Raw genomic sequence first — 18,955 nt, 5'->3', positions numbered from 1 at the left:
GGCTCGACCCTGCCGCGCTGCAGGCGCAGCCAGGCGATCTGCACCACCGTGGCGGCGATCGCCACGGCCGTGGCCACGTAGATGCCCCACAGCTTGAAGGCCGCGAAGAACAGGACGATGGGAAAGAAGTCGATCAGCAGTTTCATGGAGTCTCGCCGCTCACGGCGCCGGCGGCTCGAAGTCCAGCGCCGCGGAGTTCATGCAGTAGCGCAGGCCCGTGGGGGCCGGCCCATCGGGGAACACATGCCCCAGGTGCGCGCCGCATTGTGCACAAACCGTCTCGGTGCGCACCATGCCGTGGCTGCGGTCCTCGATCTCGCGGATGGCGCCGGGGACGGCCTCGGAGAAGCTCGGCCAGCCACAGCCGGCGTCGAACTTCACATGCGAATCGAAGAGCTTGGCGCCGCAGCAGATGCAGTGGTAGCTGCCGTCGGCCCAATGGCGCTCGTACTTGCCGGTGAAGGGCCGCTCGGTGGCGGCGCGGCGCGTGACCTCGAAGGCGCCGGGCTCGGCGCCCTTGGCGCTCAGATGGGCCTGCCATTCGGCGTCGGATTTGCGGATGGGGTAGGTCATGAGGAACAGCTGATGCAAAGGTGGGCCGCCCACTCGGGCGGAAAGCCGGCATGGGCTTCGTGGCCCGGGTGCTCGTTGAAGGGGCGTGCCAGCAGCGCTTGGAGCGTTTGGACCTCGCGGAAGTCCGATAGTTTCGCGGCGCGGATGGCCTGCTCGGCCAGGTGGTTGCGCAGCACGAACTTCGGGTTGCACCGCAGCATCCGCGATGCCGTCTGCGCAGCGTCCTGCGGCTGCAGCGCCGCGCGGTAGGAGGCGAGCCAGGCCTGCACTGCGGGGCCGTCGGCAAACAGCGCCTGCACCGGTCCGAAGTCGCCCGAGCCCACGGCGTGCGACAGGCGCCGCCAGAAGATGGGGTAGTCCACCCGGTCCGCCGCCAGCAGGGCCAGCAGCTCCTGCAGCAGCTCGGCCTCCGCTTCATGCGGCTTCGCCAGGCCGAGCTTGGCGCGCATCAGCGCCAGGTAGGCCTCGTTGAGCCGCGCCTCGTAGCCCGACAGTGCCTCCTCGGCGAGCGGCACGTCGTCGATCAGCGGCAGCAGCGCCTGCGCCAGGCGCCGCAGGTTCCACCAGGCGACGGCCGGCTGCTGGTCGAAGGCGTAGCGCCCGTAGGTGTCGCTGTGGTTGCAGATGTGGCCCGGGTCGTAGGCGTCGAGAAACTGGAAGGGCCCGTAGTCGATCGTCAGGCCGAGGATGCTCATGTTGTCCGTGTTCATCACGCCGTGGCAGAAGCCGATGGCCTGCCAGTGCGCGAGCAGCCGGGCCGTGCGCTCGGTCACGGCCTGCAGGAGCGCGGCGTAGGGGGCGCGTTCGGAGGAGCCTGCGGCGGCGCACTGCGGGTAGTGGTGCGCGATCACGTGATCGGCCAGCGCGCGCAGCTCGTCGATCTGGCCGCGCGCGCCGAAGTGCTCGAAGTGGCCGAAGCGCACGAAGCTCGGCGCGAGGCGCGTGACCACGGCTGCGGTCTCCAACTCCTCGCGCGCCACGGCCGCGGGCGAGCCGGTGATGCACAGCGCGCGCGTGGTGGGGATGCCGAGCGCGTGCATGGCCTCGCTGCACAGGAACTCGCGGATGGACGAGCGCAGCACGGCGCGGCCGTCGCCCATGCGCGAGAAGGGCGTGCGGCCGCTGCCCTTGAGCTGCAGCTCCTGGCCGCAGACCTGGCCCAGCAGCAGCGCGCGCCCATCGCCCAGCTGGCCGGCCCAGACGCCGAACTGGTGGCCGCTGTAGACCGTGGCGACCGGCTGGCTGCCGGGCAGCAGCGCATTGCCGCTGAAGGCCGCGAGCAGTTCCGGGCAGCGGTCCCAGCCTTCGGGGAGGCCCAGCAGCTGCGCTGCCGGGGCGCTGGTCGCGACCCAGTAGGGGGCGGGCAGCGGGATCGGCTGCACCGGGCGCACGAAGGCCGGGCCCAGGGCGGCAAAGCCGGGCTCCCAGGTCGGGCGCCAGCCGCAGGCCGTGGCGGCGGTCGAGGGCGGAGAGGACGCGGCGGCGGGTACGGACATGCGGGCCATTGTCCGCGCCTTGGGCAAAACCCGCCTGGACGAGGGCCAAGGGCGCGTTTTCCCGGGTGTTTCCTGGCGGGTAGGCGACAGGGAAGGCGGCGGATCGCGGCTACGATGCTGCACGCATTTTTTCGCGTCTTTTTCGCTTTCTATTTCATCCTTCCAAGGAGACACCGATGCTGGGCCTGATGCAGAGCCAACCCCTCCTCATCTCTTCGCTGATCGCTTTTGCCGAACGCCACCACGGCGATGGGGAGATCGTCTCGCGCCGGGTCGAAGGCGATATCCACCGCTACACCTACCGCGACCTGGCGCGGCGCTCGCGCCAGCTGGCCAACGCGCTGGACGGGCTGGGCCTGGAGCGCGGCGACCGCGTGGCCTCGATCGCCTGGAACGGCTACCGCCACATGGAGATGTATTTCGGCGTCTCGGGCTCGGGCCGCGTGCTGCACACCATCAACCCGCGCCTGCACCCCGAACAGATCGCCTGGATCGTCAACCACGCCGAAGACCGCGTGCTGTGCTTCGACATGACCTTCCTGCCGATCGCGCAGGCGATCCATGCGAAGTGCCCGACGGTGAAGCAGTGGGTGGCGCTGTGCGACGCCGACCAGCTGCCGCAGGATTCGGGCATTCCGGGTCTGGTCAGCTACGAAGAGTGGATCGGCGGCGCCTCCGACCAGTACGCCTGGCCCGAGTTCGACGAGAACACGGCCTCCAGCCTGTGCTACACCAGCGGCACCACCGGCAACCCCAAGGGCGCGCTCTACAGCCACCGCTCCACCGTGCTGCACGCCTACGCCGCGGCGCTGCCCGACGTCATGTGCCTGTCGGCGCGCGACGCCGTGCTGCCGGTGGTGCCGATGTTCCACGTCAACGCCTGGGGTCTGCCGTACTCGGCCGCGCTCACGGGCTGCAAGGTGGTGTTCCCCGGCCCGGCGCTGGATGGCAAGTCGGTCTATGAGCTGATCGAGGCCGAGGGCGTGACCTTCGCCGCGGGCGTGCCCACTGTGTGGCAGATGCTGCTCAACCACGTGGGCAGCGTGGGCGGCAAGTTCCGCACGCTCAACCGCACCGTGATCGGCGGCTCGGCCTGCCCGCCGGCGATGATCACGGCCTTCCAGGAGGGCTACGGCGTCACCGTGCTGCACGCCTGGGGCATGACCGAGATGAGCCCGCTGGGCACGCTCGCCTCGCTCAAGAACAAGCACCTCGACCTGCCCGAGGCCGAGCGCATGCACTGGCTGCAAAAGCAGGGCCGGGCGATCTTCGGCGTCGACATGAAGATCGTCGACGGCGAGGGGCGCGAGCTGCCCTGGGACGGCAAGACCTTCGGCGACCTGATGGTGCGCGGCCCCTGGGTGCTCGACAGCTACTACCGCGGCTCCAGTCCGCTGGTCAAGGACGAGCACGGCCACGGCTGGTTCCCGACCGGCGACGTGGCGACCATCGACGCCGACGGCTTCATGCAGATCACCGACCGCAGCAAGGACGTGATCAAGTCCGGCGGCGAGTGGATCAGCTCCATCGACATCGAGAACATCGCCATGGCGCACCCGGCGGTGGCCATGGCCGCGTGCATCGGCATGCCGCACCCGAAGTGGGACGAGCGGCCGATCGTCGCCGTGGCGCTCAAGCCGGGCGCGCAGCTCACGCGCGAGGAACTGCTGGCCTTCTACGAGGGCAAGACCGCCAAGTGGCAGATCCCGGACGACGTGGTGTTCGTCGATGCCATCCCGCTGGGAGCCACCGGCAAGATGCTCAAGACACGCCTGCGCGAGCAACTGGCCGACTACCGCCTGCCCGGTCTCTGAGGGACTGCTCCCCGGCCGCAGTCGCCTGGGCGATAGCGGCTAGGGGCAATCCCTGAAGGGCAGTGCGGACGGAGCTTGTACGCTGCCCCCATGCATCCGCAAACAACCAACCAAGGAGACAAGCCCATGAAGCTCGCCATCAGGACCGTGGCAGCCAGCGTGCTGCTGGCCTGCGCCGGCACCGCCTTTGCCCAGCAGGGGGAGACCGTCAAGATCGCCTGGCTGGACCCGCTGTCCGGCCTGATGGCGGCGGTCGGGACGAACCAGCTCAAGAGCTGGCAGTTCCTGGCCGAGGAGTTCAACAAGAAGAACAGCTCGGGCGTGAAGTTCGAGATCATCGGCATCGACAACAAGCTCTCGCCCCAGGAGACCACCAGCGCCTTGCGCTCGGCCATGGACCAGGGGGCGCGCTACGTGGTGCAGGGCAACGGCTCCGGCCCGGCGCTGGCCATCATCGATGCGCTGGACAAGCACAACGCCCGCAACAAGGGCAAGGAGGTGCTGTACCTGAACTACGCGGCGGTGGACCCGGACCTCACCAACAGCAAGTGCAGCTACTGGCACTTCCGGCTCGATGCCGACACCTCCATGAAGATGGAGGCCATGACCACCTTCATGAAGGACCACCCGGAGGTCAAGAAGGTCTACCTGATCAACCAGAACTACGCGCACGGCCACCAGGTCTCCAAGTACGCCAAGGAGATGCTCAAGCGCAAGCGCCCGGACGTGGAGATCGTCGGCGACGACTTCGCGCCGCTGGCGCAGGTGCGCGACTTCGCGCCCTACATCGCCAAGATCAAGCAGTCGGGCGCCGACACGGTGATCACCGGCAACTGGGGCTCCGACCTGGCGCTCTTGATCAAGGCGGCGAACGACGCCGGGCTGTCCAACGTCAGCTTCTACACCTACTACGGCGGCGTCACGGGCGCGCCCACCGCCATGGGCGCGGGCGCGGCGGGGCGGGTCTACATGGTCTCCTACGGCCACAACAACCTGCCCGGCGAGATCAACCGCCTCGTGCTCGACTTCAAGAAGAAGTTCGACGACGACCTGTATGCGCTGGCCGTCTACCATGGCCTGGCGATGCTCGACACCGCCTTCGCCAAGGCCAAGACCACCGAGCCGGCCAAGGTGGCGCCGGTGCTCGAAGGCCTGAAGTTCAACAGCTTCAACGGCGAGGTCGAGATGCGCAAGACCGACCACCAGCTGCAGCAGGGCCTGTTCGTCACGCGCTGGGAGAAGACCGACGCCAAGCATCCCAACGATGCCGAGAACACCGGCCACACCTTCGTGCCGGTCAAGTACTACGAGCCCTACGTGTCGAGCACGCCGACGTCGTGCCAGATGAAGCGCCCGTCCTGATGCGTTCCGAGGGGTGAAAGCTTGGGGCCCGAGGCAGCTCGGGCCTTTTTTTTCCGCACTGGCGGTTTTTTCTGTTGCACGGGTCTTCGATGAATCTCGAGTTTTTCGTGATCTCCCTGCTCAACGGCGTCAGCTACGGGCTGCTGCTGTTTATGCTGAGCTCGGGCTTGACGCTGATCTTCAGCATGATGGGCGTGCTCAACTTCGCGCACACCAGCTTCTACATGCTGGGCGCCTATTTCGCCTACACGCTCTCGGGCGTCGTGGGCTTCTGGCCGGCCCTGTTCATCGCGCCGCTGCTGGTCGGCGCCCTGGGCGCGGCCTTCGAGCGCTACAGCCTGCGGCGGGTGCACAAGTTCGGCCACGTGCCGGAGCTGCTCGTCACCTTCGGCCTGTCCTACCTGATTCTGGAAGTGGTGCAGCTGGTCTGGGGCCGCTCCACCGTGCCCTACGCGCTGCCGCCCTCCCTGCAGGGGCCGCTGTTCACGCTGTATGGCACGCAGTTCCCGAAGTCGCGCTCCTTCATCATGCTGGTGGCGGTGCTGATGCTGCTGTCGGTGTGGCTGCTGCTGACGCGCACGCGCATCGGCCTGGTGATCCAGGCGGCGCTCAAGCACCCGCAGATGGTCGAGGCCCTGGGCCACAACGTGCCGCGCGTCTTCATGCTGGTGTTCGGCGGCGGCTGCGCCCTCGCCGGGCTGGCCGGGGTGATCGGCGGCAACACCTATGTCACGGAGCCGGCCATGGCCATGTCGGTGGGCTCGATCATCTTCGTGGTGGTGGTGGTGGGCGGGATGGGTTCGCTCGCCGGGGCCTTCCTCGCCTCGCTGATCATCGGCATCGTGCAGACCTTCGCCGTGGCGCTGGACCACTCGGCCGCGGGCGCACTGTCTTCCCTGGGTTTCACCGTGAACGAGGAAACCTTCGGCTGGCCGCTGCTGCGGCTCACCGTCTCGCAGGTCGCGCCGATCCTGCCCTACCTGTTTCTGGTCCTGATCCTGATCTTCCGGCCGCGTGGCCTGCTGGGCACGCGCGAGGACTGAAACCATGACTGCTGCTGCTACCACTTCCTCGACAGCCACGCCGCCAGACGGCCGCGACCGCACCCGGCCACTGAACACCGGGCGGCTGCTTGCCTGGGGCCTGTTCGCGCTGGCGCTGATCGTGGCGCCCTACATCTTCACGAGCAGCCTGGCGCTGACCATGCTGTCCCAGATCGGCTATCTGATCATCATCTGCCTGTCCTACAACATCCTGCTGGGGCAGGGCGGCATGCTCAGCTTCGGCCACGCCGTCTACACCGGTCTGGGCTCGTTCATCACCATCCACGCCATGAACATGGCCGGGCGCGGCGAGCTGCCCATCCCGCTGGTGCTGATGCCCATCGTGGGCGGGCTGGCGGGGGCTTTCTTCGCCATCTTGCTGGGTTTCGTCACGACCAAGAAGTCGGGCACCACCTTCGCCATGATCACGCTCGGCATCGGCGAGCTGGTCGCCTCGATGGCGCTGATGCTGCCGGAATTCTTCGGCGGCGAGGGCGGCATCACCACCGACCGGGTGTACGGGCGCAGCTTCTTCGGCATCGACTTCGGGCCCTCGATCCAGGTGTACTACCTGATCGCCGTGTACTGCTTCATCTGCACGGCGCTCATGTATGCCTTCACCGGCACGCCGCTGGGCCGCATCCTGAACGCCGTCCGCGACAACCCCGAGCGCGTGGAATTCATCGGCTACAACACCCAGCGCGTGCGCTATTTCGCCTTCATCATCGCCGGCTTCTTCGCCGGGGTGGGTGGGGCGCTGGCGGCGATCAACTTCGAGATCGTGACCGGCGCCGACAGCGTGAGCATCGTGCGCTCGGGCACCTACCTGCTGTTCACCTTCCTCGGGGGCGCGGGTTTCTTCTTTGGGCCGATCATCGGCGCGGTGCTGCTGGTGTTCGCCTCGGTGCTGCTGTCGGAGCTGTCCAAGGCCTGGCTGCTGTACCTGGGGCTGGTGTTCCTGCTGATGGTGATGTATGCGCCCGGCGGCGTCGCCAGCCTGCTGATGATGAACGTGCGCGTGGCGCGCTTCGGCCGCCTGCGCGCGCTGGCGCTGCCGTACCTGGCGCTGGCGGCCACGGGGTTGCTGACGGTGCTGGGCGCGGCCGCCATGGTCGAGATGACCTACCACCTGCAGCTCAACGCCGCGATGGGCGACGAGCTGCGCTTCCTGGGCATGCAGCTCAACACCCGCAGCGCCAGCGCCTGGCTGGGCGCGGGCGCCGTGTTCGCGGTGGGCGCTGTGCTGCTGGAGTGGAGCCGGCGCGTTTTCCTGCGCCGCTGGAGCGCCATCCAGGAAGAGATCGAGCAACGGATCCGGCGCGCGGAGGCCACAGCATGACGACCACCCCCACGAACCCCGTGCCGCCGGCCGGCACGGCCCATGCGCTGGAGCTGCGCGGGCTGCGCAAGAGCTTCGGCAAGACCGAGATCATTCGCGGCGCGGACCTGGCGGTGCGCGCCGGCGAGCGCGTGGCCATCATCGGACCGAACGGCGCGGGCAAGTCCACGCTGTTCAACCTGATCAGCGGGCGCTTTGCGCCCACCAGCGGCGAGGTGCTGCTGCATGGTGCGCGCATCGACGGCAAGCAGCCCTTCGAGATCAACCGCATGGGGCTGTCGCGCAGCTTCCAGATCACCAACATCTTCCCCAAGCTCAGCGTGTTCGAGAACCTGCGCTGCGGCGTGCTGTGGAGCCTGGGCTACCGCTACGCCTTCTGGCGCTTCCTGTCGCGCCTGCAGGACGCCAACGAGCGCGCCACGCAGCTCATGGAGATGATCCAGCTCGGCCCGAAGCGCGACGTGCTGGCGATGAACCTGACCTACGCCGAGCAGCGCGCGCTGGAGATCGGCATCACGATTGCCGGCGGCGCCAGCGTGATCCTGCTCGACGAGCCCACGGCGGGCATGAGCACCAGCGAGACGACCCGCTTCATCAACCTGATCCGCGAGGTCACGGAAGGGCGCACGCTGCTCACGGTGGAGCACGACATGGGCGTGGTCTTCGGCCTGGCCGACCGCATCGCGGTGGTGGTCTATGGCGAGGTGATTGCCTTCGACACGCCCGAGAAGGTGCGCGCCAACCCGCGGGTGCAGGAGGCCTACCTCGGCTCCGTCATCGCTGCACAGCAGGAACAGGGGCATTGACGCACATGCTGACGATCGAGAATCTGCACGCCTACTACGGCAAGAGCCACGTGCTGCACGGGGTGAACTTCGAGGTCCGACCGGGCGAGATCGTGGCCCTGCTCGGGCGCAACGGCTCGGGCCGCTCCACCGCCGCCAAGGCCATCATGGGTCTGGTCCACTGGGAGGGGCGCATCGACTGGAAGGGCACCAACCTGGCGGGCAGAAAAGCCTACGAGATCGCCCACCTGGGGCTGGGCTACGTGCCCGAGAGCCGGGACGTGTTTCCCCACCTGACGGTGCACCAGAACCTGCTGCTGGGCCAGAAGGGCAAGGGCCGCGGCAGCCGCTGGAGCTTCGACGACATGTACGCGATGTTCCCGCGCCTGGCCGAGCGGCGCAACATCGAGGCGGGCGTGATGTCCGGCGGCGAGCAGCAGATGCTGACCCTGTGCCGCACGCTGATGGGCGACCCCGACCTCATCATCATCGACGAGCCCACCGAAGGGCTGGCGCCGAAGATCGTGGAGCTCGTCGGTGAATACCTGATGAAGCTCAAGGAGAAGGGCATCTCCGTGCTGCTGATCGAGCAGAAGCTGACCATCGCGATGACCATTTCCGACCGGGCGCTGGTCATGGGCCACGGCAGCATCGTGTTCGACGGCACGCCGCAGGAGCTGCGCGCCAACACGGCGGTGCGCAAGGAGTGGCTGGAGGTGTGAGCAAAGCGACGGGGCGCCTTCGCCTCAGCCGGCCGGCTGCTGGCCCTCCAGCTCCTGGCGAAGGTGCTCCAGAAACTCCTGCGCCGCAGGCGAGAGCGAGCGGCCGCGGCGCGTGAAGATCCAGAAGGCGCGCTCGACCACCGGGTCGCCGATCGGGCGCATGACCAGCCCGTACTGCTCCACCAGCGTGCGCGCGTAAGGCATGCACAGGGTCACGCCCAGGCCGGCGCGCACCAATGCCAGCGCCGTCGTCATGAAAGTGACCTGGGTGAAGGCCTCCTTGTGCAGGCCGCGCGCCGCCTCGCCCACGTCGCTCATCAGCAGCTCGGTGAACTGCCCCTGCAATGTGACCAAGGGCTGGCCGCTCAGGTCGCCCCACTGCAGGCGCCGCCGCCGCGCCAGCGGGTGCGCCGGTGGCATGACGGCCATGAAGGGCATGCGAAACAGCTGGTCGGCATCGATGTCGGAGTTGGCCTGGCGCTCCGGGCCGATGCCGATGTCGACCTCGCCCGAGAACACGCGCGCCATCACGCTCTCCACGGCACAGTCGACCAGCCGCAGGTGGATGTTCGGATGCCGCTGGTGAAAGCCCGCCATGACCTCGGGCAGCAACGTGCAGGCCAGCAGCTGCGGCACCGCCACGCGCACGCTGCCGCGCTGCAGGGCCTTGAGGTTGCCGACCTCGCTCATGACGGCATCCAGGTCGAGCAGGATCTTCTCGACCTGGGGATAGACCTCGCGCCCGGTCTCCGACAGGCGCAGGCGGCGGGTGCTGCGATCGAACAGCCGCAGGCCCAGGCTCTGCTCCAGCTCCTTGATCAGCGAACTCAGCGCTGACTGGGTGACGAACAGGCGCTCGGCCGCCAGCGTGAAGCTGCCGGTCTCGGCAGCGGCGACGAAGGCGCGCAGCTGGCGCAATGTGATATTCATAAGGCAATTCTATAAATGAATAATAAAAATGTGTTTGCCTGATGAATGCTTTGGCTGTCTAATCCGACCAGTCAGTCGATTGTTCCCTGCCACTGAGGAGCTGCGTCGTGAGCGAGAAGAAGTTTGCCTCCCAGGCCGACCTGGAGGAAAAGAAGATCAGCTGGGAAAAACTCAGCGACAACGCCTATGCCTACACCGCCGAGGGCGACCCGAACACCGGGGTGATCATCGGTGACGACGGCGTGATGATCATCGACGCCACCGCCACGCCCGTTGCCGCCCAGGGCGTGATCGCCAAGGTGCGCGAGATCACGGACAAGCCCATCAAGTACGTGGTGCTCACGCACTACCATGCGGTGCGCGTGCTGGGCGCCTCCGGCTACCGCAGCGAGGGCCTGCAGGAGATCATCGCCAGCCGCGATACCTACGACCTGATCGTCGAGCGCGGCCAGCAGGACATGGATTCGGAGATCGGGCGGTTCCCGCGCCTGTTCCAGGCCGTGGAGAGCGTGCCCGGGCTGACGTGGCCGACCCTCACTTTCGAGGGCGAGATGGCCATCTGGCTGGGGGGGCTGGAGGTGCGCATCCAGCAGATCGGGCGCGGCCACACCAAGGGCGACGCCATCGTCTACATCCCCAGCCAGAACATCTGTTTCTCGGGCGACTTGGTCGAGGCCGACGCGGCCTGCTACACGGGCGACGCCTACCTCGCCGACTGGCCGCAGACCCTGGACAGGCTGGCGGCCATGAATTTCGACAAGCTGGTGCCCGGCCGCGGCCCGGCGTTGATGACCCCCGCAGAGGTGCAAAAGGGCCTGGCCTACACGCGCGACTTCGTCTCGACGCTGTACCGCTGCGCCCAAGAGGCGGTCGCGCAGGGCATGGACCTGAAGGCCACCATGGCGCACACGCGCCGCGCCATGGATCCAAAGTTCGGCCATGTGTTCATCTACGAGCACTGCCTGCCCTTCGACGTGACGCGCGCCCATGACGAGGCCAGCGGCATCCGCGACCCGCGCATCTGGACCGCCGAGCGCGACCAGCAGATGTGGCACGCGCTGCAGCAGGGCTGAGCGCCGCGCCAAAGCGAGCGGCTGCGCACGGGACCCCGCAGGAGGCGACATGCTGAAGACCTACACCTACCCGAAGTTCGAGTACCGGTGTCCGCCCGAGCTGGCCGAGCAGCGCAGTGGCCACTACCCGGTGGTCGTGGTCGGTGCCGGACCGGTGGGGCTGGCGATGGCGATCGACCTGGCGTGCCAGGGGCAGCAGGTGCTGCTGCTGGACAACGACGACACCGTCTCCATCGGCTCGCGCGGCGTGTGCTATGCCAAGCGCGCGCTGGAGATCCTCGACCGCCTCGGCTGCGGCGCGCCGTGCGTGGACAAGGGCGTGTCCTGGGACGTGGGCCGCACCTTCTTTCGCGAGGGCGAGGTCTTCAGCTTCAACCTGCGGCCGCAGGAGGGGCACCAGCGCCCGGGCATGGTGAACCTGCAGCAGTACTACCTCGAGCAGTACCTGGTCGAGCGCGCGCGGCAGCTGCCCAACCTGGAGCTGCGCTTCAAAAACAATGTCATCGCCGCCAGCCAGGACGAGGACATGGCCACGCTGCGCGTGGAGACGCCCGACGGCGCCTACACGCTGAGCTGCGACTGGCTGGTCGCGGCCGACGGCGCGCGCTCGCCGATCCGCCAGATGCTGGGCCTGGATATCGAGGGCAAGGTCTTCATGGACCGCTTCCTGATCGCCGATGTGGTCATGGCCGCCGACTATCCGGCCGAGCGCTGGTTCTGGTTCGATCCGCCCTTCCATCCGGGGCAGTCGGTGCTGCTGCACAAGCAGGCCGACAACGTCTGGCGCATCGACTTCCAGCTCGGCTGGGACGCCGATCCCGAGGAAGAGAAGAAACCCGAGCGCGTCATCCCGCGCATCCGCGCCATGCTGGGCGACGGGCGCGCGTTCGAGCTGGAGTGGGTCAGCGTCTACACCTTCCAGTGCCGGCGCATGGGCCGCTTCAACCACGGCCGGGTGCTGTTCGTGGGCGACGCCGCGCACCAGGTCTCGCCCTTTGGGGCGCGCGGCGCCAATTCCGGCATCCAGGACGTGGACAACCTGGCCTGGAAGCTCAAGCTGGTGATCGACGGCAAGGCGCCCGCATCGCTGCTGGACAGCTACAGCAGCGAGCGCTGCCTCGCGGCCGACGAGAACATCGCCAACTCCACCCGCTCGACCGACTTCATCACCCCCAAGAGCCGGGTCAGCAGGACGTTTCGCAACGCCGTGCTGGAGCTGGCGCAGGAACATCCCTTTGCGCGCGCGCTGGTGAATTCGGGGCGGCTGTCGGTCCCCACCTGGCTGGTGGACTCGCCCCTCAACACGCCCGACAGCGACGCCTTCGCCGGCGCCATGGTGCCCGGCGCGCCGATGGACGATGCGCCGGTGGCCGGCGGGGATGCGCGCTGGCTGCTGAACCACGTGGGCGGCCGGTTCCACCTGCTGTACTGCGCGGACGACGCCGGCGCCCTGGAGGCACCGCTGGTGGCGGCGCTGGGCGCGCTCGCGCAGGACGAGGTGGGCGTGCACGCCATCGTGGTCGCGCGCCAAGGCACGGCGCCGGCGCCCCTGGTGACGCTGGTGGACGTGCAGGGCGCCGTCCGTGAACGCTACGACCTGCGGCCCGGCACCACCTACCTGGTGCGTCCGGACCAGCACGTGGCAGCCCGCTGGCGCCAGTTCGATCCAGCCCGGGTGCGCGCCGCCGTCGCACGCGCCTGCGGCAAGGCCTGACCAGGCGCGACCGTGAAGAGAGATGCCATGCCCCTGATCACCCAGCCCAACCTGCACGAGCCCGGCAAGCGCTACTTCCAGGCCTACACGCCGGGGGACGACTTCTACGAGGCCCTGATCGAGATGCACCAGGGCCTGAGCGACGAGCAAAGCGAGACCGTCAACGCCCGCCTGATCCTGCTGCTGGCCAACCACATCGGGGATATCGGCGTGCTGCGCGAGGCGATGCGCATCGCGCGCGGCAGCCTCTGAGCCCTTCCAACCGCCCACCCAAGGAGACCCTCATGTCCATCGTTCGTGGCGTCCACCATGTCGCCTACCGTTGCAAGAACGCGAAGCAGACCGTGGAGTGGTACAAGAAGTACCTCGACATGGATTTCATCCTGGCCATTGCGGAGGACGAGGTCCCGTCCACCAAGGAGCCGGACCCGTACATGCACATCTTCCTGGACCTGGGAGGCGGCAACATCCTTGCTTTCTTCGAGCTGCCCACCAAGGACGAGATGCTCAGCCCGGCGGATGCCAACACGCCTGCCTGGACGCAGCATCTGGCGCTGAAGGTGGAGTCGATGGAGACCATGATGCAGGTCAAGGCGCGCATGGAGGCCGATGGCATCGAGGTCCTCGGCCCGGTCGACCACACGCTGTTCCAGTCGATCTACTTTCGCGACCCCTCGGGCCACCGCCTGGAGCTGGCCGTGGACACCACCACGCCGGCGATGAGCAAGGCCCTCGACGAGGTCAAGTGGGAGATGCTCGAGGAGTGGGACCGCACCAAGAAGGCACCGCAGCACGCGCGCTGGATGCACGACGGCTCGGGACAGCCCCGTTGAGCGGGCGTCCCCGGCTCCGCCACGCCGCCCCCGGGGTCGGCCCCGCAGGGGCGCAAGCCCTTTCACCCAAGCCCTGAAAGTCTCATGAAACTTGCCACTCTCCAGCAAGGCGGCCGCGACGGTACGCTGGTCGTCGTCAGCCGTGACCTGCAGCGCCAGCGCGCCGTTCCTTCCATCGCCCGCACGATGCTGGCCGCGCTCGACGACTGGGACAGCGTCGAGCCGCAGCTGCGCCAGGTCTACGAAGCCCTGAACAGCGGCTCCATCGAGGGCGAGCCCTTCGTCGAGGCCGCCTGCCACTCGCCGCTGCCGCGCACTTGGCAGTGGGCCGACGGTTCGGCCTACATCAACCACGTGGAGCTCGTGCGCAAGGCGCGCGGTGCCGAGGTGCCCGAGAGCTTCTACACCGACCCGCTGATGTACCAGGGCGGCAGCGACGGCTTTTTGCCGCCCAGGGGCAAGGTGGTGGCCAGGAAGGAGTGGGGCATCGATTTCGAGGCCGAGGTCACCGTCGTGACCGGCGATGTGCCCATGGGCGCGACGCCCGAACAGGCGGCCCGCGCGATCCGCCTGGTGATGCTGGTCAACGATGTGTCGCTGCGCGGCCTGATCCCGGGCGAGCTGGCCAAGGGCTTCGGCTTCTTTCAGAGCAAGCCGGCCAGCGCTTTCAGCCCCGTGGCCGTGACGCCGGACGAGCTGGGCGACGCTTGGCGGGATTCCAAGCTGCACCTGCCGCTTCTGGTGCACCTGAACGGCAAGCTGTTCGGCAAGCCCAATGCCGGCGTGGACATGACCTTCGACTTCGGCCAGCTGGTGGCCCATGCGGCGAGGACGCGCACTCTGTGCGCCGGCTCCATCATCGGCTCGGGCACGGTCTCGAACAAGCAGGGGAGCCTTTGGGGCTCGTCGATCGACAACGGCGGGGTGGGCTATTGCTGCCTGGCCGAGGTGCGTACCTACGAGACCATCGAGCAGGGCCAGCCGAAGACGCCGTTCATGGACCACGGCGACGTGGTGCGCATCGAGATGCTGGACGGCGCGGGCCGCAGCATCTTCGGCACCATCGAAAACGAGGTCGATACCCAGAGCGCGCCCTGAGCCGCCATCCCACCCTCCCAGGAGACCAAGCCATGAAGCAAACCCTCGCTGCCGTTGCCTTCGCCACCGCCGCCCTGGCGGCCCACGCCCAGCAGCCCATCGTGCTGAAGGTGGCGCACTTCTGGCCGCCCACCGCCATGAGCCAGCAAAAAGTGCTGGAGCCCTGGTGTGCGAAGATCGCCAAGGAGTCGAACAACCAGCTGCAGTGCCAGATCTACCCGGCCATGCAGCTGGGCGGCACGCCGGCGCAGCTGATCCAGCAGGCCATCGACGGCGTGGCGGACGTGGTCTGGACGCTGCCGGGCTACACGGCCGGGCGCTTCCCGTCCATGGAGGTCATGGAGCTGCCCTTCCTGACCAAGGACGCCGAGGGCGGCAGCCGCGCCGCCTGGGAGATCTACGAGAAGTACGGCCAGAAGGATTTTGCGGGCGTCAAGCCCCTGGCCTTCAACGTGCACGATCGCGGCCACCTGCACAACAACAAGCGGCCCATCACCAAGGTGTCGGACCTCAAGGGCCTGAAGATGCGCGCGCCCACGCGCCTGACCAACAAGATGGTGGCGGCGCTGGGCGCGACGCCGGTGGGCATGCCCATGCCGCAGGTGCCCGATGCCGTCTCCAAGGGCGTGGTCGACGGCTACGTGCTGCCCTGGGAGGTCATCCCGACCATGAAGCTGCACGAGATGACCAAGTACCACTCGGAGATCAACGCGCCGCAGCCGGGGCTGTACACGACGCTGTTCACCATCGCCATGAACCAGGCGAAGTACGACAGCCTGCCGCCCGAGCTGAAGAAGGTGATCGACGCCAACTCCGGCGCCGAATTCTCCGCCTCCATCGGCCGCGCCTGGGACGCGTCGGCGCCGCCCGCGCGCAAGCAGGCCGAGGAGCGCGGCAACCAGTTCAACACCATCGGCGCCGCCGAGGTCGAGGGCTTCCAGAAGGCCACCGCGCGCGTGACGGATGACTGGATCAAGGAAGTCACGGCCAAGGGCTACGACGGCAAGGCCATGGTCGAGGACGCGCGCGCCCTGTCGGCCAAGTACGCCGAACGGAAGTAAGAAGGGCGGGGCAGGGCGGTGGCGCCGCGGCTGCTGCCTGCCGCCCGCGACGAAGGCTGACACCATGGTCGATGCTTCCAGCGCCCCGGAGGGTGCGTCCGAGCCCCTGGCGCCGCAGGATGCCGTGGGGCGTTTCCTGCTGGCGTGGTCCCGGCTGTCGGCGCTGGGCGGCGTGGCGCTGCTGCTGGCGGTGTGCGTGCTCTCGACCTGGAGCGTGCTCGGGCGCGCCCTGTTCGATTCGCCCGTGCTGGGCGACGTGGAGATGGTGCAGGTGGCCTGCTCGCTGGCCATCGCTGCCTTCCTGCCGTATGCGCAGATGAAGGGCGCGCACGTCATCGTGGATTTCTTCACGCTGCGTGCCGGCCCGCGCCTGCGCGCCTGGCTGGACACCGCCGCGGCGCTGCTGCTGGCGCTGGCGGCGGCGTGGCTTGCCTGGCGCAGCGCCATGGGCGCCTGGGACACCTACGCCACCGGCGAGACCTCGATGATCCTCGGCTGGCCGCTGTGGTGGGCGCACCTGACCATCGCCCCGGGCTTCGGCCTGTTGGCGCTCACCGCGCTCTACACGGCGTGGGTGCAGCTGGGCAACGCCCGGAGGCGGCGGTGAGCGGGGTGGCGATCGGCGCCGCGATGGGCGTGCTGGTGCTCGTGCTGCTGGTGCTGCGCGTGCACATCGCCATGGCGATGCTGCTGTCCGGGGCGATCGGCTATGCGTTGGTCTCGGGTTGGAATCCGCTGCTGAACTACGTCAAGACCATGGCGTTTGCGCGCTACTCGGTCTACGACCTGTCGGTGGTGCCGCTGTTCCTGCTGATGGGCAACCTGGCCTCGCGCGGCGGGCTGTCGCGGCGGCTGTTTCGCGCGACCAACGCCTTCCTCGGGCACTACCGCGGCGGGGTGGCGATGAGCGCGGTGGGGGCCTGCGCGGGCTTTGGTGCGATCTGCGGCTCCTCGCTTGCCACGGCGGCGACCATGGGCCAGGTCGCGCTGCCGGAACTGCGCCGCTACCGCTATTCGCCGGCGCTCGCCACCGGCGCGCTGGCCGCCGGCGGCACGCTCGGCATCCTGATCCCGCCCTCGGTGGTGCTGGTGATCTACGCCGTGCTCGCCGAGCAGAACGTGGCCTCGATGTTCATGGCGGCGCTGGTGCCGGGCCTGCTGGCGATGGGGGGCTACATGGCGGCCATCGCCATCTACGTGCGCCTGTCGCCCGGCAGCGGCCCGGCGGCGCCGCGCATGGGCTGGCCCGAGCGCTGGCAGACGCTGCGCGAGGTCTGGCCCATCGTGGCGGTGTTCGTCACGGTGATCGGCGGCATCTATGGCGGCATCTTCACACCCACCGAGGCGGCGGCCATCGGCACCATGGCTACGGGTGCGCTTGCGCTCCTCACGCGCGAGCTGAGCTGGGAGGGCTTCCTCCAGGCGGGGCTCGATACCGCATCGGCGACGGCCATGATCTTTCTCATCCTGCTGGGGGCGGACCTGCTCAACGCCTTCTTCGCGCTCTCGCAGATGCCCGCCGCGGTGGCGCAGTGGGTGCTGGGCGCCGGGCTGTCGCCGATGCTGGTGCTGGTGGCGATCATCCTGATCTACCTGGTGCTGGGCTGTGTCATGGACAGCCTGTCCATGATCCTGCTGACCATCCCGATCTTCCTGCCGGTGGTGATGGGCCTGGACTACTGGGGCCTGAACCCGACCGACAAGGCGATCTGGTTCGGCGTGCTGGCGCTGATGGTGGTGGAGATCGGCCTGATCACGCCGCCGGTGGGGATGAACCTTTTCATCATCAACAGCCTGGCGCGGGACGTGCCGATGAAGGAAACCTACCGGGGCACGCTGCCCTTCATCGTCTCGGACCTGGTGCGCACGGCGCTGCTGGTGCTGGTGCCCGGGCTGTCGCTGTGGCTGGTCCACGCCCTCAACTGAATTTCGTACGGAAGACTCCGAGGTCCATGCTCAAGCTTTATTCCTATTTCCGCAGCTCGGCCGCCTACCGCGTGCGCATCGCGCTCGGGCTCAAGGGGCTGGCCTACCAGACCCTGCCCGTGCACCTGCTCAAGGGCGGCGGCGAGCAACACCAGGCGCCCTACCGCGCGCTGAACCCCCAGGGGCTGGTGCCGGCGTTGCAGACCGAGGACGGCGCCGTGCTGACGCAGTCGCTGGCGATCCTGGAATACCTGGACGAGGCCTATGGGGGGCCGGCGCTGCTGCCGCAGGGGGCGGTGGCGCGTGCCCGGGTGCGGGCGCTGTCGCAGGCCATCGCCTGCGACCTGCACCCGCTGAACAACCTGCGTGTGCTGGGCTACCTGAAGAACGAACTCGGCGCCGATGACGCGGCCAAGAACGCCTGGTACGCGCACTGGGTGGCGCTGGGCCTGCAGGCGGTGGAGGACATGCTCGCGCGCAGCGCGGACACGGGGCGCTTCTGCCATGGCGATGCGCCCGGCATGGCCGACTGCTGCCTGGTGCCGCAGGTCTTCAACGCCCGGCGCTTCCAGTGCCCGCTGGACGCCTACCCGACCATCCAGCGCATCGCCGCGGCCTGCGAGGAACTGCCGGCGTTCCAGCAGGCGGCGCCGGACCGGCAGCCGGACGCGGCCTGACGAAAAAGCGGGCCGCCCGGCTCGGCAAGGCGCTGCGCTGCCCGGGGCAGGCAGCGCCTTTTTTCATGCCTTGTCCCGATCGGGACAAAGCGGTATGGCAAAACGCGCGCAGCTGCCTACAATGAAAAATCGCACGACCGTTCTTTTCCCTTCATAGAACCAAGGAAGTCCCGCATGAGCGCCAAATACCAGGTCCACGGCGACGTGGCCGTGATCACCCTCGACAACCCGCCGGTCAACGGCTTGGGCCTGGCGACCCGCCAGGGCGTGGTGCAAGGGCTGGAACAGGCCCAGGCCGACGCGAATGTCCGTGCCATCGTCATCACCGGCGCGGGCGGCGCGTTCTCCGGCGGTGCCGACATCACCGAGTTCGGCACCGACAAGGCGATGGCCGAGCCCAACCTGCACACCGTCATCTCGGCCGTCGAGCAGTCCACCAAGCCGGTGGTCGCGGCCATTCACAGCGTCTGCATGGGCGGCGGGCTGGAGCTGGCGCTCGGCTGCCACTA

At 68.2% G+C, this 18,955-nt stretch carries 20 protein-coding genes; 16 read left to right on the top strand and 4 right to left on the bottom strand.

Annotated elements, in window-relative coordinates:
• The 3 genes from A612_RS11820 to A612_RS11810 all read right to left on the bottom strand — a co-directional run.
• Positions 1 to 146: septation protein IspZ (locus A612_RS11820; RefSeq protein ID WP_040436748.1), on the bottom strand; the 146-nt coding region annotated here is incomplete at its 3' end.
• A 13-nt stretch (positions 147 to 159) separates the two neighbouring features.
• Positions 160 to 573: a peptide-methionine (R)-S-oxide reductase MsrB gene (gene msrB / locus A612_RS11815; protein WP_019374683.1), complete on the bottom strand. Its 414-nt coding sequence runs from the start codon at positions 571 to 573 to the stop codon at positions 160 to 162.
• Positions 570 to 2,069 carry a protein adenylyltransferase SelO gene (locus A612_RS11810; protein ID WP_040436752.1) on the bottom strand — a complete coding sequence of 500 codons (1,500 nt, stop codon included), beginning with the start codon at positions 2,067 to 2,069 and terminating at the stop codon, positions 570 to 572. The genes msrB and A612_RS11810 overlap by 4 nt, the downstream gene beginning before the upstream one ends.
• A 176-nt stretch (positions 2,070 to 2,245) precedes the next feature.
• On the opposite strand from A612_RS11810, the gene A612_RS11805 reads away from it, so the two are divergent.
• From A612_RS11805 to A612_RS11780, 6 genes are all read left to right on the top strand, one after another.
• Complete coding sequence (locus tag A612_RS11805) at positions 2,246 to 3,883, top strand: 3-(methylthio)propionyl-CoA ligase (RefSeq protein WP_019374681.1); 1,638 nt, start codon at positions 2,246 to 2,248, stop codon at positions 3,881 to 3,883.
• A gap of 126 nt (positions 3,884 to 4,009) precedes the next feature.
• Positions 4,010 to 5,245, top strand: a complete 1,236-nt coding sequence (locus A612_RS11800) for a branched-chain amino acid ABC transporter substrate-binding protein (RefSeq protein ID WP_019374680.1) — start codon at positions 4,010 to 4,012, stop codon at positions 5,243 to 5,245.
• A gap of 89 nt (positions 5,246 to 5,334) precedes the next feature.
• Positions 5,335 to 6,288: a branched-chain amino acid ABC transporter permease gene (locus A612_RS11795; RefSeq protein ID WP_019374679.1), complete on the top strand. Its 954-nt coding sequence runs from the start codon at positions 5,335 to 5,337 to the stop codon at positions 6,286 to 6,288.
• A gap of 4 nt (positions 6,289 to 6,292) precedes the next feature.
• On the top strand, positions 6,293 to 7,627 hold the full coding sequence (locus A612_RS11790; protein ID WP_019374678.1) for a branched-chain amino acid ABC transporter permease: 1,335 nt from the start codon (positions 6,293 to 6,295) through the stop codon (positions 7,625 to 7,627).
• Positions 7,624 to 8,433: an ABC transporter ATP-binding protein gene (locus tag A612_RS11785; RefSeq protein ID WP_019374677.1), complete on the top strand. Its 810-nt coding sequence runs from the start codon at positions 7,624 to 7,626 to the stop codon at positions 8,431 to 8,433. The genes A612_RS11790 and A612_RS11785 overlap by 4 nt, the downstream gene beginning before the upstream one ends.
• A 5-nt stretch (positions 8,434 to 8,438) precedes the next feature.
• A complete protein-coding gene (locus A612_RS11780) occupies positions 8,439 to 9,134 on the top strand; it encodes an ABC transporter ATP-binding protein (protein WP_040436750.1) in 696 nt (231 codons plus the stop codon).
• A gap of 24 nt (positions 9,135 to 9,158) precedes the next feature.
• Here the strand turns inward: A612_RS11780 and A612_RS11775 are convergent, their stop codons facing one another.
• Positions 9,159 to 10,064 carry a LysR family transcriptional regulator gene (locus A612_RS11775; RefSeq protein ID WP_019374675.1) on the bottom strand — a complete coding sequence of 302 codons (906 nt, stop codon included), beginning with the start codon at positions 10,062 to 10,064 and terminating at the stop codon, positions 9,159 to 9,161.
• A gap of 107 nt (positions 10,065 to 10,171) precedes the next feature.
• Here A612_RS11775 and A612_RS11770 point away from each other — a divergent pair, with 107 nt between their 5' ends.
• The 10 genes from A612_RS11770 to A612_RS11725 form a co-directional block, all read left to right on the top strand.
• Positions 10,172 to 11,137 (top strand): MBL fold metallo-hydrolase, encoded by a 966-nt coding sequence (locus A612_RS11770; protein ID WP_019374674.1) that lies wholly within the window; start codon positions 10,172 to 10,174, stop codon positions 11,135 to 11,137.
• 49 nt (positions 11,138 to 11,186) lie between these two features.
• Positions 11,187 to 12,851 (top strand): FAD-dependent oxidoreductase, encoded by a 1,665-nt coding sequence (locus tag A612_RS11765; RefSeq protein ID WP_019374673.1) that lies wholly within the window; start codon positions 11,187 to 11,189, stop codon positions 12,849 to 12,851.
• 27 nt (positions 12,852 to 12,878) lie between these two features.
• Positions 12,879 to 13,103, top strand: a complete 225-nt coding sequence (locus A612_RS11760) for a DUF2783 domain-containing protein (RefSeq protein WP_019374672.1) — start codon at positions 12,879 to 12,881, stop codon at positions 13,101 to 13,103.
• 32 nt (positions 13,104 to 13,135) lie between these two features.
• Complete coding sequence (locus tag A612_RS11755) at positions 13,136 to 13,684, top strand: VOC family protein (protein WP_019374671.1); 549 nt, start codon at positions 13,136 to 13,138, stop codon at positions 13,682 to 13,684.
• An 84-nt stretch (positions 13,685 to 13,768) separates the two neighbouring features.
• Positions 13,769 to 14,782 (top strand): fumarylacetoacetate hydrolase family protein, encoded by a 1,014-nt coding sequence (locus A612_RS11750; protein ID WP_019374670.1) that lies wholly within the window; start codon positions 13,769 to 13,771, stop codon positions 14,780 to 14,782.
• Positions 14,783 to 14,814: 32 nt separating this feature from the next.
• Positions 14,815 to 15,843 carry a TRAP transporter substrate-binding protein gene (locus A612_RS11745; RefSeq protein ID WP_019374669.1) on the top strand — a complete coding sequence of 343 codons (1,029 nt, stop codon included), beginning with the start codon at positions 14,815 to 14,817 and terminating at the stop codon, positions 15,841 to 15,843.
• Positions 15,844 to 15,907: 64 nt separating this feature from the next.
• A complete protein-coding gene (locus A612_RS11740) occupies positions 15,908 to 16,450 on the top strand; it encodes a TRAP transporter small permease (RefSeq protein WP_019374668.1) in 543 nt (180 codons plus the stop codon).
• Positions 16,447 to 17,769 (top strand): TRAP transporter large permease, encoded by a 1,323-nt coding sequence (locus A612_RS11735; RefSeq protein ID WP_019374667.1) that lies wholly within the window; start codon positions 16,447 to 16,449, stop codon positions 17,767 to 17,769. Before A612_RS11740 ends, A612_RS11735 begins: the two co-directional genes overlap by 4 nt.
• A gap of 26 nt (positions 17,770 to 17,795) precedes the next feature.
• Positions 17,796 to 18,446 (top strand): maleylacetoacetate isomerase, encoded by a 651-nt coding sequence (gene maiA, locus A612_RS11730; protein WP_019374666.1) that lies wholly within the window; start codon positions 17,796 to 17,798, stop codon positions 18,444 to 18,446.
• Between the two features lie 174 nt (positions 18,447 to 18,620).
• Positions 18,621 to 18,955, top strand: a 335-nt coding sequence (locus A612_RS11725; protein ID WP_040436744.1) for an enoyl-CoA hydratase/isomerase family protein, incomplete at its 3' end; no start/stop codon positions are given.

Source organism: Melaminivora alkalimesophila (assembly GCF_000282995.1).
Taxonomy (GTDB): Bacteria; Pseudomonadota; Gammaproteobacteria; order Burkholderiales; family Burkholderiaceae_C; genus Melaminivora; species Melaminivora alkalimesophila.
The sequence above is the reverse complement of the archived record's forward strand: the minus strand, read 5'-3'. Positions and strand labels throughout refer to the sequence as shown.